Source organism: Sphingomonas ginsenosidimutans, assembly GCF_002374835.1.
Taxonomy (GTDB): Bacteria; Pseudomonadota; Alphaproteobacteria; order Sphingomonadales; family Sphingomonadaceae; genus Sphingomonas; species Sphingomonas ginsenosidimutans.
Genome location: NZ_NWVD01000003.1, coordinates 249,544 through 263,486 on the forward strand (window position 1 = coordinate 249,544; position 13,943 = coordinate 263,486).

At 69.6% G+C, this 13,943-nt stretch carries 11 protein-coding genes; 3 read left to right on the top strand and 8 right to left on the bottom strand.

Going from position 1 to position 13,943, the window contains the following annotated elements; translation table 11 throughout:
- Positions 1–1,344, top strand: a complete 1,344-nt coding sequence (locus COA17_RS09580) for a sensor histidine kinase (RefSeq protein WP_096611989.1) — start codon at positions 1–3, stop codon at positions 1,342–1,344.
- A gap of 90 nt (positions 1,345–1,434) precedes the next feature.
- Here the strand turns inward: COA17_RS09580 and COA17_RS09585 are convergent, their stop codons facing one another.
- The 3 genes from COA17_RS09585 to COA17_RS09595 form a co-directional block, all read right to left on the bottom strand.
- Positions 1,435–2,844, bottom strand: coding sequence for a M20/M25/M40 family metallo-hydrolase (locus tag COA17_RS09585; protein ID WP_096611991.1), 1,410 nt, complete (start codon positions 2,842–2,844; stop codon positions 1,435–1,437).
- A 59-nt stretch (positions 2,845–2,903) separates the two neighbouring features.
- Positions 2,904–3,785 carry an aspartyl protease family protein gene (locus COA17_RS09590; protein ID WP_176484852.1) on the bottom strand — a complete coding sequence of 294 codons (882 nt, stop codon included), beginning with the start codon at positions 3,783–3,785 and terminating at the stop codon, positions 2,904–2,906.
- Positions 3,786–3,917: 132 nt separating this feature from the next.
- Positions 3,918–6,329, bottom strand: a complete 2,412-nt coding sequence (locus COA17_RS09595) for a ligase-associated DNA damage response DEXH box helicase (RefSeq protein WP_096611995.1) — start codon at positions 6,327–6,329, stop codon at positions 3,918–3,920.
- Positions 6,330–6,540: 211 nt separating this feature from the next.
- Here COA17_RS09595 and COA17_RS09600 point away from each other — a divergent pair, with 211 nt between their 5' ends.
- On the top strand, positions 6,541–7,539 hold the full coding sequence (locus COA17_RS09600; protein ID WP_096611997.1) for a ligase-associated DNA damage response exonuclease: 999 nt from the start codon (positions 6,541–6,543) through the stop codon (positions 7,537–7,539).
- Positions 7,540–7,682: 143 nt separating this feature from the next.
- Positions 7,683–9,323: a S10 family peptidase gene (locus COA17_RS09605; RefSeq protein ID WP_096611999.1), complete on the top strand. Its 1,641-nt coding sequence runs from the start codon at positions 7,683–7,685 to the stop codon at positions 9,321–9,323.
- 118 nt (positions 9,324–9,441) lie between these two features.
- Here the strand turns inward: COA17_RS09605 and rpoN are convergent, their stop codons facing one another.
- From rpoN to COA17_RS09630, 5 genes are all read right to left on the bottom strand, one after another.
- Entirely contained in the window at positions 9,442–10,920 is a 1,479-nt protein-coding gene (gene rpoN, locus COA17_RS09610; RefSeq protein WP_096612001.1) for an RNA polymerase factor sigma-54, read from the bottom strand.
- Positions 10,921–10,962: 42 nt separating this feature from the next.
- Entirely contained in the window at positions 10,963–11,733 is a 771-nt protein-coding gene (lptB, locus tag COA17_RS09615; RefSeq protein ID WP_096612256.1) for an LPS export ABC transporter ATP-binding protein, read from the bottom strand.
- Positions 11,734–11,863: 130 nt separating this feature from the next.
- The gene (locus tag COA17_RS09620; protein ID WP_066489201.1) at positions 11,864–12,397 is read right to left on the bottom strand and encodes an LptA/OstA family protein; all 534 of its coding nucleotides are present in this window, start codon (positions 12,395–12,397) and stop codon (positions 11,864–11,866) included.
- Positions 12,398–12,403: 6 nt separating this feature from the next.
- Positions 12,404–13,042 (bottom strand): LPS export ABC transporter periplasmic protein LptC, encoded by a 639-nt coding sequence (gene lptC / locus COA17_RS09625; RefSeq protein WP_066489198.1) that lies wholly within the window; start codon positions 13,040–13,042, stop codon positions 12,404–12,406.
- Positions 13,035–13,655: a ribonuclease D gene (locus COA17_RS09630; protein WP_096612003.1), complete on the bottom strand. Its 621-nt coding sequence runs from the start codon at positions 13,653–13,655 to the stop codon at positions 13,035–13,037. Before COA17_RS09630 ends, lptC begins: the two co-directional genes overlap by 8 nt.
- Between the last annotated feature and the right edge of the window lie 288 nt (positions 13,656–13,943).

Consider the following 13,943-nt stretch of genomic DNA (forward strand, 5'->3'; position numbering starts at 1 on the left):
ATGCTGTGGCGGTCCACCACCTTCCGGTTCGCCGCTCTGGTGTTCCTGTTGCAGATCGCGGCCGCCGCGACGCTGCTCGCCGCGATCCGCATCGTCGTGCTGCGGCAGGTCAGCGCCGGCGCGGCGGAGGCGGGGGAGGTGCTGCGCCAGGATCTGCTGGCGGTGCGCGCGGCGGGGGGCGATGCCGAACTGGCGCGCGCGATCGCGCTGCGCACCACCCGCGTGGTGACGCCGGGCAGCGTGATGCTGCTCGCCGATGCGCGCGGGCGGCGGATCGCGGGCAATCTGGCCGCCTTTCCCCCGAATGTCGCGGTCGATCGCGGTGCGGCGCAGGTGGAGCTTTACCGCATCACGCATGACGCGCCGGAGGCGATGCTGCTGCGCGCCACCGCGCTGCCCGGCGGGCTCCGCTTGCTGACCGGCAGCGTGGTGGAGGGCGAGCGCCGCGCGGTGCGGCTGCTGGAGGCGGCGACGCTGTTTGCACTGTCGCTGGCGATCGCCTTCGCCGCGCTGGCGGCGTGGCTGGCGGCGCGGATGATCGTGCTGCGGCTGGATGCGACGGTCGCGACGCTGGATGCGGTGCGCGACGGCGACCTGTCGCGGCGCGTGCCCGCCGACCGCTCCGGCGATGCCTTCGCCGCGCTGGCGCAGTCGGTCAATGCGATGCTGGGCCGCGTCGACGGGCTGGTCGCCGAACTGACGATCGCGACCGACGGGCTGGCGCACGACCTGAAATCGCCGCTCACCCGGTTGCGCTCGGCGCTGGAACGCGCTGCCGCCGCGGTCACCGAACCGGCCGCGCAGGATGCGGTCGACCGCGCGCTGGCGGAGGGCGAACGGCTGCTGGCGATGGTCGAAACCGCGCTGCGCATCACCCGCGCGGAGGCGGGGATCGGCAAGGAGAGCTTCACCCCCGTCGACCTGGCTGTCGAGCTGGAGGAGATCGCCGAGATCTACGGCCCCGTTGCCGAAGATGCGGGGCGCGCGATCCGCGTCGCCATCGCCGCCCCCGCCACGCTGCCGCTGCACCGCGAGCTTTTGGGGCAGGCGCTGGGCAATCTGGTCGACAATGCGCTGAAATACGGCGCCGGCACGATCACGCTCGCGCTGGATGCCGGCGAGGATCGCGTCACCGTATCGGTCGTCGACGAAGGCAGCGGGATCGCGCCGGCCGACCGCGACGCCGCGCTGCGCCGTTTCGGCCGGCTCGATACGGCGCGCGGCGGCACCGGCGCGGGGCTGGGCCTGTCGCTGGTCGCGGCGGTGGCGCGGCTGCACGGCGGCACGGTGCGGCTGGGCGACGCCGCCCCCGGGCTGGTGGTGGCGATCGACCTGCCGCGCTAGCGGCGCCAGGTCTGTCTTCGGTACCGCTCGTGTTGAGACGGGGCTTCGGCAGGCGAAAGGTTGCGGTCGGAAACCGCTCCAGATGCCGCCTTACCCCGCATAGGCCTTCACCAGATCGAACAGGTAATCGCGCGCGGCGTAGAGCGAGCTGACGCGGATCCGTTCGTTGAGGCCGTGGATGCCGTTGAAATCGGGGTCGAGGAACGTGCCCGGTGCGCCGTAGACGGGGATGCCCACCGCCTCCAGGAACACGCCGTCGGTCGCGCCGGTCGACATGCTGGGCAGCATCGGCACGCCGGGGAAATGCTTGCTTGCCACCGCCTGCATCGGCCCCAGCACCTTCGGGTCGAGCGTCGGGGGCACCGCGGTGGGGCGGATCGGCTGGTTGGCGGTCACCGTCACCTTGTCCCCCGCCAGCCGCTTCAACTCGGCCAGCGTCTGGTCGACGGTTTCGCCGGGGAAGATGCGGCAATTGACGTTGGCGGTGGCGCGCTGCGGCAGCGCGTTCTCGGCATGGCCGGCGTTCACCAACGTGGCGACACAGGTGGTGCGCAGCGTCGAGTGCAGCACCTTGTCGCGGCTGACGATCGCGTCGGCGGCCGTGTCGGTCGGATCGGCGAGCAGCCGGGTGATCGCCGCGCCCAGTTCTCCGCCGCGTACCTTCGCGGTCTGCGTGAAGAAAGCGCGTGTCGTATCGGTGAAGCGGATCGGGAATTCGTGCCCCTGTACCGCCTTGATCGCGTCGGCCAGTTCGTAGATCGCATTCTCGGGGGTCGGCGCCGAGCTGTGCCCGCCCGGATTGGTCGCGACGAGGGTGAAGTTCTGTGCCGCCTTCTCGCCTACCTGCACGCTCAGCAGCTGGCGCTTGCCCGCGGCGTCGAGCAGCCCGCCGCCGCCCTCGTTGAGCGCGAATTCGGCGTCGATCAGCTCGCGCTTGTTCTTCGCCAGCCATTCGGCGCCGTTGAACGCCCAGGTCGTCTCCTCGCCGCAGGTCAGCGCCAGCTTCAGCGTGCGCTTCGGCGTCCACCCAGTCTGTTTGAAGCGGACGAAGGCGTCGGCCCAGATCGCCGACATCGCCTTGTCGTCGACGGTGCCGCGGCCGTAGTAATAGCCGTTCTCCTCCACCAGCGTGAACGGGTCGCGCGTCCAGTCGGCGCGCTTGGCCTCGACCACGTCGAGATGGCCGAGCAGCAGGATCGGCTTGGCCGCACGGTCGCTGCCCGGCAGGATCGCGACGATCCCGCCGTCGTCGGGATGATCGGGCGTGGAAAACAGCGTGATGTCGGCATCGCGATAGCCCGCCGCCTTCAGCCGCGCCGCCACCTGCGACGCGGCCTTGGTGCAGCTGCCGACCTTGGCGACGGTGTTGGTCTCGACCATCTCCTTGTACAGGTCGAAGAACGCCTTTTCGTCGGGGCGGTTCTGCGCCGCGGCGGCGGTGGCTATCCCGGTGCCCGCCAGCATCGCTGCCAGCCCTGCGATCAATCCTGCCGTGCGCATCGCATCCCCGCTCTTCTTCGTGTCGCGCCAAGGTTGCAGCGAAACGGGCCGCGTGCAAATCAAAAGGCGGCGGCGGTCGCCTGTCGCGGCATCGCCAGCCGTAGCTCGCGCCGGGCGAAGTCGATCTCCACCCGGCGGAACAGTCGCAGCGCGTCCATCCCCAGCAGGATCGCGGGCTTGTCGGCCAGGCCGAAGGCGCGGAACGGCGCCGCCTCGGCAAAGGCAACCGGCAGGGTCTGGATCGTCGCGCTGCCCAGCGTCATTTCGCGCACGATCGCATAATCGCCGGTCATCGGCTGCCCCAGCACGCCGGTGAACGTCTCCGACGCGATCGGATCGCGCTTGCCCAGCAGGCGGCGCAGCGCGGCATTGCCGATGCTGATCGAGGTGCCGGTGTCCAGGATCACGCGCACCTTGCGCCCCGCGACGCTGGCCTGGGTCACCACCAACTGGCCGAACAGGTTGCGCGCCTGGATGACGATTTCGTCCGCGGCGGCGCGGCGGGTGCGGCGCTCGGCAGAGGAAGGGGTGACGGTCATCCGCTCCGCGGCGAAATCGATCGCCAGCCGCCGGCCCTGCAACGTGTCGATCCCCAGCATCCCCGGCGCGCCGAGCAGCGCGTGGTCGATCGCCGGCGCCTCGATCCGCTCGCCGCCCAATGTGCCGGCGGTGACCGTATCAACGCTAAGTCGCGGCACGATCACCGTATCGGCCTCGCCGGTGCTCGACATCGCGATCAACCGCACCCGCGGCCCCGCCGCCAGCCCCAGCCGCCGCGCCAGCTGGCGCGAGATGACGGTGCGCTGCGCGCCGGTGTCGATCACGAACGGGAACGGCCCTTCGCCCGCGACGCGCACCGGCACGGTCATGCGCGTGTCGGCGGTCAGGAACGACAGGTCCTCGCCGGTGGCGGAATCGATCGCGGCGGGCGGCGTGGCCATGGCCGGTGCAGCGGGTGGGGCGACGGCTGGCGGCTGTGCCACGGCCTCCGTACCCGCCGCGATCAACGCCAGGGCGATCCACCTCTCCATGCGCGGCAGGGTACGCCCGATCCGGCCATTAGCCTAATGAAATCAATCGACCGCCATCGCCTCGGCGGCCAGCGCCTCCGCCTCGATCAGCAGCGCGTCGTCGGCGCTGCCGGTCGCCACCTTCTCGCGCCCGATCAGCGTCAGGACGGGCACCGCCAGCGGCGTGACGCGCGGCAGGTCGACATGCACCATCGTGTCGGCGGCGCGGTCCATCAGGTCCGCCAGCCGCCCGACGTCGGTCATCCGCGCGCGCGCATCGGCCCAGGCCGCCTCCAGCAGGACGTGCCCCGGCTCGTACTTGCGCAGCACGTCGTAGATGAGGTCGGTGGAAAAGGTCACCTGACGCCCGGTCTTGCGCTTGCCGGGGTGCTGGCGCTCGACCAGTCCGCCGATCACCGCCACCTCGCGGAACGCGCGCTTCAACAGGTGCGAGCGTTCCACCCAGTCGACGAACTCATGTTCCAGGATGTCGGCGGAAAACAGCGCCGCGGGATGGGCGACCGGCTCCAGCGAATAAGTGGCGATGGCGTAATCGTTGGCGACGAAGCCCAGCGGCTTCAGCCCCTGTGTCTCCATTCGCTTCGTCACCAGCATCCCCAGCGACTGGTGCGCATTCCACCCCTCAAAACTGTACGCGACCATATAATGCCGCCCCTCGCGCGGGAAGGTCTCGACCAGCAGCTGGTCGGGGCGCGGCAGGGTGGAGCGGCGCTGCTGGATCTCCAGCCATTCGCGCACGTCGTCGGGAAAGCGGTGCCACTCGCCCGGCTCGGCCAGGAAATGGCGCACGCGCGCGGCCAGGTTCGTCGACAGCGGCATCCGCGCGCCGCCATAGGTGGGGATGCGCGCCGGCCGGGTGGTGGCGCGCACCACCAGATCCTCGGTATCGATCTTCTCCACCTCCAGGCTCAGCCCGGCGAAGAAGAAGGTGTCGCCATGGCTCAGCGTCGCGGCGAAGCCTTCCTCCACCTTGCCCAGCGCGCGCCCGTTGCGGAAGCGGACGGTCACCATCGTCGCCTCCACGATGATCCCGGCGTTCAGGCGGTGCTGCGCGACGAATTGCGGATGGCTGACCCGCCAGCGCCCGTCGGCATCCTGCGTCAGCCGGCGGAACCGGTCATAGGCGCGCAGCGAATAGCCGCCGTCGCGGATGAACCCCAGCACGCGCTCGAACAGATCGTCGGTCAGCGCCGAATAGGGCAGTGCGCCCCGCACCTCCGCCAGCAAGTCGGCCTGATCGAAAGGCGCGGCGCAGGCGCAGGCCATGACATGCTGCGCCAGCACGTCGAGCGCCCCCATGCGGAACACGTCGGCGTCCAGCTCGCCCGCCTCCACCGCGTCCAGCGCGGCGCGCGCCTCCAGATATTCGAAGCGGTTGCCGGGGACCAGGATCGCTTCCGACGGTTCGTCCAGCCGGTGGTTCGACCGCCCGATTCGTTGCAGCAGCCGCGACGATCCCTTGGGCGCGCCCATCTGGATCACGCAATCGACGTCGCCCCAGTCGACCCCCAGGTCCAGGCTGGCAGTGGCAACCAGCGCGCGCAGCCGCCCGGCGGCCATCGCGCCCTCCACCTTGCGCCGCGCCTCCTTTTCCAGGCTGCCGTGGTGGATGCCGATCGGCAGCTGCATCGCATTGGCCTTCCACAGATCCTGGAAGATCAGCTCGGCCAGGCTGCGGGTGTTGCAGAACACGATCGTGGTGCGGTGCGTCTCGATCTCCGCCATCACCTGTTCGGCGGCATAGCGGCCCGAATGGCCCGCCCAGGGGACGCGATCCTCGGGCAGCAGGATCGCGATGTTCGGATCGACCCCGGTATCGCCCGCGACCAGCGCCACCGTGTCGATATCCCCGTCGGGCGCCAGCCATGCGCGATAGCCGTCCGGGTCCGCCACCGTCGCCGACAGCGCGACGCGGCGGCACTCCGGCGCGATCGCCTGCAACCGCGCCATGCACAGCGACAACAGGTCGCCGCGTTTGGTGGTGGCGAAGGCGTGCACCTCGTCCACCACGATCGTCTTCAGGCGCGCGAACATCAGGAAACTGTCGGGATAGCTCAGCAGCAGCGACAACGATTCGGGGGTGGTCAGCAGGATCTGCGGCGGCTTCGCGCGCTGCCGCGCCTTGCGGTCGGACGGGGTATCGCCGGTGCGCGTCTCGACGCGGATGTCGACGCCCATCTCCTCGATCGGCGTCATCAGGTTGCGCTGGATATCGACCGCCAGCGCCTTCAGCGGGGAGACGTACAGCGTGTGCAGCCCGTCGTGCGGATGCGCGATCAGTTCGGCCAGCGTCGGCAGGAACCCGGCCAGCGTCTTGCCCGCGCCGGTCGCGGCGATCAGCAGCGCGTGCCGCCCCGCGCGCGCCTGTTCCAGCATCGCCAGCTGATGCCCGCGCGGGCACCAGCCGCGCGCGGCGAACCAGTCGGGGAGGGCGGGGGGGAGCGTGGCGGTCAAGGCGCTGATCTAGGAAGCGCATCCGCGTGCCGCCAGAGCAGATGGTTCACGCGGAGGCGCGGAGAGGGTGCGACATGGACCAGCGGCGCAGCCGACCAGCGCGCGCTCGCTGTCTTCCGATGGGCCTGTTCCGCGCGGTGCATCTCCGCGTCTCCGCGTGAACCCTTTCACGGCAGCGGATACGATCCGGCCGCTCGCGGGTTGAAAGGCGATGGCGACCCTGGGCGATTGGCTGGAACCGCATCCGACCGGAATCTACGTCCGCCCCGCCGACGCCTGGGTCGATCCCTCCACCCCGCAGCCGCGCGCGTTGGTCACGCACGGCCATGCCGATCACGCGCGCGGCGGGCATGGCGCGGTATGGGCGACGCCGGAGACGCTGGCGATTATGGCGGCGCGCTACGGCCCGCAGGCGGGCGTGCCGGTCGGCTATGGCGAGACGATCCGGCTGGGTGAGGTGGAGGTGGGCTACGTCCCCGCCGGCCATGTGCTGGGATCGGCGCAGATCGTGCTGACCCATCGCGGCGAACGGGTGGTGGTGTCGGGCGACTACAAGCGCCGCCCCGACCCCACCTGCGCCGCGTTCGAGCCGGTGGCGTGCGACGTTTTCATCACCGAAGCGACGTTCGGCCTGCCGGTGTTCCGCCACCCGGACACGGGGGACGAGATCGACAAGCTGGTCGCGCGGCTCCACGCCAATCCGACACGCTGCGTGCTGGTCGGCGCCTATGCGCTGGGCAAGGCGCAGCGCGTGATCGCGGAGCTGCGCGCGCGCGGCCATGACGCGCCGATCTATATTCACGGCGCGCTCCAGCGCCTGTGCGATCTCTACGCGGACCTGGGCGTATCGCTGGGCGAGCTGATCCCGGTGGCGGGCGTGCCCAAGGCGGCGATGGCGGGGTATGTGGTGATGTGCCCGCCCTCCGCCCTCAACGACCGCTGGTCGCGGCGGCTGCCCGATCCGATCACCGCGATGGCATCGGGCTGGATGCGGGTGCGCCAGCGCGCGCGGCAGAAGAATGTCGAGTTGCCGCTGATTCTGTCCGACCATGCCGACTGGGACGAGCTGACCGCGACGCTGGAGGAGATCGCGCCGAAGGAGGTGTGGGTCACCCACGGGCGCGAGGAGGCGCTGGTCCATTGGTGCATGACGCGCCAGATCCGCGCCCGCGCGCTGGCGCTGGCGGGGTTCGAGGACGAGGACGACTGAGCCGGTCGGCGACGTCCGCCGCCGCATCGACGGTCGCGTCCACGGCCCGACTGTTGCCTGATCGTGGCGGATGACACACAACTTGCGCATGGCCCACGCCGCCGATTAGATCAGCGACCCTGACCGATCGAAGGATGTCTTTCATGCGTTTGCGCCTTGCCGCCGGGTTGTTGTTGGCCACTTCCACGATCGCGGCGGCGCAGGATCGCTCCGCGCCCGCCGGCAAGCCTTCCCGCGCCGCGGAGAAGACCGCCGCGGAGGCGCAGAAGGACGCGGTGGAGGCGGGCACCGCGGTCGCCCCGGTGGAGGAGCGCGAGGAACGGTCGAAGGGCGCGGTGACGGTCGCGGGACGGCGGCTGCCCTATACCGCGACCGCCGGGACGCTGACGCTGCGCGATACGGAGGGAAAGCCGACTGCGTCGATGTTCTACACCGCCTATACGCTCGACGGCACGCAGCCGGGCACCAAACGCCCGATCACCTTCTTCTACAACGGCGGGCCGGGCAGCCCGACGTTCTGGCTGCACATGGGGTCGTTCGCCCCGGTTCGGCTCAAGACCGGCAACCCCGAATTCATCCGCCCCGCGCCCTATGACTTCGGGCCGAATCCCTACACGCTGCTCGACAAGACCGACATGGTGTTCCTGGACGCGATCGGCGCGGGCTATTCGCGCCCGCTGGGGGATATGAAGCCCGCGGCCTTCTATGGCGTGGACGAGGATGCCGACGCCTTCGCCAAGGCGATCCTTCGCTACGCCACCAAGTTCGGGCGGTGGAACAGCCCCAAGTTCCTGTTCGGCGAAAGCTACGGCACGCTGCGTTCCGGCGCGCTGGCCTATCAGTTGCAGGACCGCGGCATGGCGCTGAACGGCGTGGTGCTGCTCAGCTCGATCATGAACTACGGCTATCGTCAGCCGGGGCTGGACCAGGTCTATCTCAACTATCTGCCCAGCTATGCCGCCACTGCCTGGTATCACAACCGCCTCGTCAACCGCCCGGCGGACGTCGCGACGGTGGTGCAGCAGGCGCGCGAGTTCGCGACCGGGCCGTACATGTCGGCGCTGGCCAAGGGGCAGAACATCTCCGATGCGGAACGCGACCAGGTGGCGGAGGGGATAAGCCGGCTGATCGGCTTGTCGCCCGATTTCATCAAACGCGCGAACCTGCGCATCGATTTGCCGCGCTTCCAGAAGGAATTGCTGCGCGGCACGCGCCAGACGGTCGGCCGGTTCGATTCGCGCTACACCGGCACCGACAGCGATGCCGCCGGCGAGCGGCCGGAAACCGACGTGTCGTCGGACGCGATCTCGGGCGCGTTCATCGCCACGTTCAACGATTATACGACCCACACCTTAGGGTATAAGACCGACATGCCCTACCGCCTGTCGGCGCGCGACGCCGCGGGGTGGACGTGGAACTGGAAGCATGACGCCCCCAATCGCATGGGGCAGCAGAACAACCCCAATACCGCGATCGACCTGGCCGCCGCGATGCGCGCCAACCCGTACCTGCAGGTGCTGTCGATGAACGGCTGGTACGACATGGCCACCCCGTTCTTCGGGACCGAGAACGACCTTGGCCACATGATGCTGGAACCGGGGCAGCGCGCGAACCTGCGCTTCGTCTATTATCCCGCCGGTCACATGACATATCTGAACCCGGAGGCGCTGGTGGCGATGAAGCGCGACCTGTCCGACTGGTACGACCGCGCGGTCGCGGTCGCGCGCTCGGGCACGCCGCCGGTCGCGCCGTCGATCGCGGCGGCGGGGCCGACGCCGAATTGATTACCCGTCGCCCCGTATCGAGTCGCCCCAGCGAAGGCTGGGGCCTCCCCGTGATGACCGACATCCTTTGCCGCGTAAGATCCCAGCCTTTGCTGGGATGACGGTCGTTCGGGAAGCGCTACGCCCCCTGCAACGCCTTCGCCCGGCGCCGCTGCACAGAGCTGCCGATCCCCATCGCCTCGCGATATTTCGCCACCGTGCGCCGCGCGATGCCGAAGCCCTTGGCGTTCAGCATCTCCACCAGCGTATCGTCGGACAGGATCGTGTCGCCCTCGCTCGCGATCAGCGCGCGGATCGCGCTCTTGACCGCTTCGGCCGACACCGCATCGCCGCCGTCCGCCGCCTGGATCGCGGAGGTGAAGAAATATTTCAGCTCGAACAACCCGCGCGCGCAGCTGAGATATTTGTTGCTGGTGACGCGGCTGACGGTCGATTCGTGCATCTCGATCGCCTCGGCCACCTGCCGCAGCGTCAGCGGCTTGAGATGCGCGACGCCTTTCAGGAAGAACGCCTCCTGCTGCTTCACGATCTCGGTCGCGACGCGGATGATCGTGCGCTGCCGCTGGTCCAGCGCCTTGACCAGCCAGTTGGCGCTGGCCAGCTTCTCGGCCAGCCATGCCTTGCTGCCCTTGTCCTGCGGCCCCGCCGACAATTCGCCGTAATAGCGCCGGTTGACTAGCACGCGCGGCAGCGTCGCGCTGTTCATCTCGATCGCCCAGCCGTCGCGCGTGCGCACCACCGTCAGGTCGGGGATCACCGGCATCGGCGCGTCCCCGCCGAAGCGGCAGCCCGGCTTGGGATCATAGCCGCGCAATTCGCGGATCATGTCGGCCAGATCCTCGTCATCGACCCCGCACAGCCGCTTGAGCCGCGGCAGGTCGCCGCGTGCCAGCCAGTCGAGATGGTCGATCAGCCGCGCCATGCACGGGTCGTAGCGGTCGGCCTCGCGCGCCTGGATCGCCAGGCATTCGGCCAGGTCGCGCGCGCCCACCCCGGTCGGCTCGAAGCGCTGGATGCCGGCCAGCACCGTCTCGACATGGCGCAGCGGCACGCCCAGCCGCTGCGAGATATCGATCAGGTCGGCGCGCAGATAGCCGGCCTCGTCGATCTGATCGATCAGCGCGCGCGCGATCAGCAGGTCGGCGCCCGCGAACGCCGCCCCGGCCTGCGCCAGCAGCACGTCGGCCAAGCTTTCGCTGGTGTCGGCGAAGCTGTCGAAATCCACCGCCTCGCCCGATGCCGATCCGCTGCCGGTCGCCCCGGCGGACGGGCCGGCGTGGTCGCCCGGCCCGTCGTCGAACCGTTCGGCGGCGATATCGACGTCCAGCGATTCGCCCGCGCCCTCGCCGGCCATCACCAGTTCGTCCGCGCCCGCCGGCTCGTCGCGCGCGGGGGCGGGCGCATCCGCCGGAGCGGTGGCGGGGGCGTCGCCGGCCGCGGGGGCGGTCTCCAGCAGCGGGTTCTTCTCGATCTCCTCGGCGATCACCCCCTCGATCTCGAGGTTGGACAGCGTCAGCAGTTTGATCGCCTGCTGCAGCTGCGGCGTCATCACCAGCGATTGCGACTGGCGCAGGTCGAGGCGCGGCGCGAGGCTCATGCGGGGCGGGGGCTGTGGGAGGCGAGCGGCCGGGCCATGCGGCTAGAGCGTGAAGCCCTCGCCCAGGTACAAGCGGCGCACGTTCTCGTCGCGGACCAGCTCGTCCGGGCTGCCGGTGAACAGTACCTTGCCGTCGTAGATGATGTAGCCGCGGTCGACGATGTCCAGCGTCTCGCGCACATTGTGGTCGGTGATGAGCACGCCGATCCCGCGCTCCTTCAGCTGGCACACCAGGTCGCGGATGTCCGCGATCGAGATCGGGTCGATTCCCGCGAACGGTTCGTCCAGCAGCATGATCGACGGATCGGCGGCCAGCGCGCGCGCGATCTCGGCGCGGCGACGCTCGCCGCCCGACAGCGCCATTGCCGGCGCATCGCGCAGCCGCGTCAGCCCGAATTCGCCCAGCAGCTTCTCCAGCTTCTCGGCGCGCGCCGCCGCATCCGGCTCGGCCAGTTCGAGCACGGTCAGGATGTTCTTCTCGATCGTCAGCCCGCGGAAGATCGACGTTTCCTGTGGCAGATAGCCAAGGCCGAGGATCGCGCGGCGGTACATCGGCAGGCCGGTGATATCGTGCCCGTCCAGCATGATGCGGCCCGAATCGGGCTTCACCAGCCCCATCACCGAATAGAAACAGGTCGTCTTGCCCGCGCCATTGGGGCCGAGCAGTCCTATCACCTCGCCGCGCCCGACCGATACCGACACGTCGGTCAGCACGACGCGCTTGTCATAGCTCTTGGCGATCGACACCACCTGCAGCCCGTCCGCGACGGGCGCCTCGTGGATCGCCTCGACCTGATCGAGCGGGGTGGTCATCACATCCATCGGCGTACGGCCTCACGTCACAACGGGCGGCGGCGTGCGGGCACGGCGCCTTGGCAGGATTCATGCATGATGGCGCGCGCGCGGCATAGCCCCGACGTGCCGTACCGCGCCGTCTTGCCGGTCAGTTGTTGCGTTTGGGCACCGCGAACGTGCCGGTGACCCGCCCGTTGGGGGCCGGCTGGACGCCGTTCGCGCCGCTGCCCCCGCCCGCGACCGACGATCCGTCGATCACCGCGCGCCCCGAATCGAGGTTGATGGTCAGCCGCCCGCCGTTGACCGTGCTGCCGCCCTGCGTCAGCCGCACTGCGCCCAGCATGGTGATAATGCGGCGGTTGAGGTCATAGACCGCGAACTGGCTGCGCGCGGTCTGGTCCGGGCGGATCACCGTCACCCCGCCGCTGGCGTCCATGCGCGAGATCTGCGGATTCCCGCCCTCGATCTGCCCGGTGTAGGTCAGCACGATACGCTGTGCGCGCAGCGTCATTTCCGCCTGCTGGACCTGAACGTTGCCCGCGAAGACCGCGCGGTTGGCGCGATCCTGCAACTCGATATGGTCCGCCGCGACGTTGACCGGCGCGTTGGTGTCGTGGCGCGTCTGCGCCGTGGCCGGCGCCGCAGCAGCGAGCGCGAGGATCAGGAAGGCGGCGTGGCGCATGGCGGGCTATTTCGTCGCTCGCGGGTCGATCCGCAAGCGCGCATTGCCGTCCAGCCGCACGGTACGCGATTCGAGGTCCGCGCGCATCGAATTGGCGCTGAACGTGCCCTGGCGCACGGTGCCGGTCACCGCGCCGGTCGATTGCAGTTGGCGAGTCTTCAGGTCGACGACCGCATCCTGCGTGTCGAGCGCGTAATTGTTCGGCCCGCGCACCGCGATCGGCCCGTCCACCTTCACCTGTTCGGTGTCCATGTCGTAGCGGCCCGACGGCGCCTTCACCGTCGCGGGGCCGTCCGACAGGCGGATCGCGGCGGCCAGGTCCTGGATGCGCACGATCGGTTCGGCGGAGCTTTTCTGCACCGCGGAGCCGGCGTCCAGCTCGAACGGCTGCCCCTTGCCATCGGTGCCGCGATAGCGCGCGGCCTCGATCTTCATCCGTTCCTTGGCCACCTCGACCTTGTTCTTGTCGAGCACGAACGACGATTCGCCCCCCATCGTCAGCGGGGCGAGCACCAGGAACGCGGCCAGCACGCCGATCGACACCGGCAGCAGCCAGTTGGCGGTGGCGATCACATGGTCGTGCCGCCCGCCGGGCAGCGCCCAGCGTTGCCGCGCCGACCGCGATCGCGCCGCCACGTCAGACATGCGCGAAGATGTCCGTCTCCGGCCAGCCGGCCAGATCCAGTTCCGCGCGCGCCGGCAGGAAATCGAAACAGGCCTGCGCCAGCGCGGTCCGCCCCTCGCGCGACAGCCGCCGGTCCAGTTCCTCGCGCAGGCGATGGAGGTAGCGGACGTCCGACGCGGCATAGTCGCGCTGCGCCTCCGACAGGTCCGGGCCGCCCCAGTCGGACGATTGCTGCTGCTTGGAAATGTCCTGCCCCAGCAACTCGCGCACCAGCTCCTTCAGCCCGTGGCGATCGGTGTAGGTGCGCACCAGCCGCGACGCGATCTTGGTGCAATAGACCGGCGCGGCGACGACGCCCAGGTAGTGGCGGATCGCGGCGATATCGAATCGGCCGAAATGGTACAGCTTCAACCGCCCCGGATCGGCCAGGACCGCGCGCAGCACCGGCGCGGCATAATCGCTGCCGGGGCCGAAGCGCACCAGATGCTCGTCGCCAAGCCCGTCGGACAGCTGGACCAAGCACAGCCGGTCGCGCGGGGTGATCAGCCCCATCGTCTCGGTATCCACCGCGATCGCGGCGCCGGGGGCGAACACGTCGCCCGGCAGGTCTTCTTCGTGAAAAAATACGGCCATGATCGCGCTCTAGCGGGGCCGGGCGCGCGGCTCAACGTTTCACGTCACCGGCGGCGCGATTGCGGCATGAGCGGGGCGGGGCCGGTGCGACGTGCGATGAATTGTGCCCAAGTTGCGATCGTTGCGACCAAAATCGACGTCCGGACACGAAAAGATGCGCAAAACGATTCGCCGGGCGTGATCGGATCGGCTATGGATAGGATGAGGCGCGATTGTCATCTGCGCCCGGGGAGCCGCGTTCGCCGTCCTGCGCGTGGCCTCGATGCAATCGTTCGGGCGGACCGGGAA

Excerpts from the sequence above, each read along its gene's own strand:
- COA17_RS09620 (WP_066489201.1), bottom strand. The coding sequence starts at position 12,397 with ATGCGCCACGCCGCCTTCCTGATCCTCGCGCTCGCTGCTGCGGCGCCG.
- COA17_RS09580 (WP_096611989.1), top strand. The coding sequence starts at position 1 with ATGCTGTGGCGGTCCACCACCTTCCGGTTCGCCGCTCTGGTGTTCCTG.
- COA17_RS09590 (WP_176484852.1), bottom strand. The coding sequence starts at position 3,785 with ATGGCCACGCCGCCCGCCGCGATCGATTCCGCCACCGGCGAGGACCTG.
- COA17_RS09585 (WP_096611991.1), bottom strand. The coding sequence starts at position 2,844 with ATGCGCACGGCAGGATTGATCGCAGGGCTGGCAGCGATGCTGGCGGGC.
- lptB (WP_096612256.1), bottom strand. The coding sequence starts at position 11,733 with ATGACCACCCCGCTCGATCAGGTCGAGGCGATCCACGAGGCGCCCGTC.
- COA17_RS09605 (WP_096611999.1), top strand. The coding sequence starts at position 7,683 with ATGCGTTTGCGCCTTGCCGCCGGGTTGTTGTTGGCCACTTCCACGATC.
- COA17_RS09600 (WP_096611997.1), top strand. The coding sequence starts at position 6,541 with ATGGCGACCCTGGGCGATTGGCTGGAACCGCATCCGACCGGAATCTAC.
- COA17_RS09630 (WP_096612003.1), bottom strand. The coding sequence starts at position 13,655 with ATGGCCGTATTTTTTCACGAAGAAGACCTGCCGGGCGACGTGTTCGCC.
- lptC (WP_066489198.1), bottom strand. The coding sequence starts at position 13,042 with ATGTCTGACGTGGCGGCGCGATCGCGGTCGGCGCGGCAACGCTGGGCG.
- rpoN (WP_096612001.1), bottom strand. The coding sequence starts at position 10,920 with ATGAGCCTCGCGCCGCGCCTCGACCTGCGCCAGTCGCAATCGCTGGTG.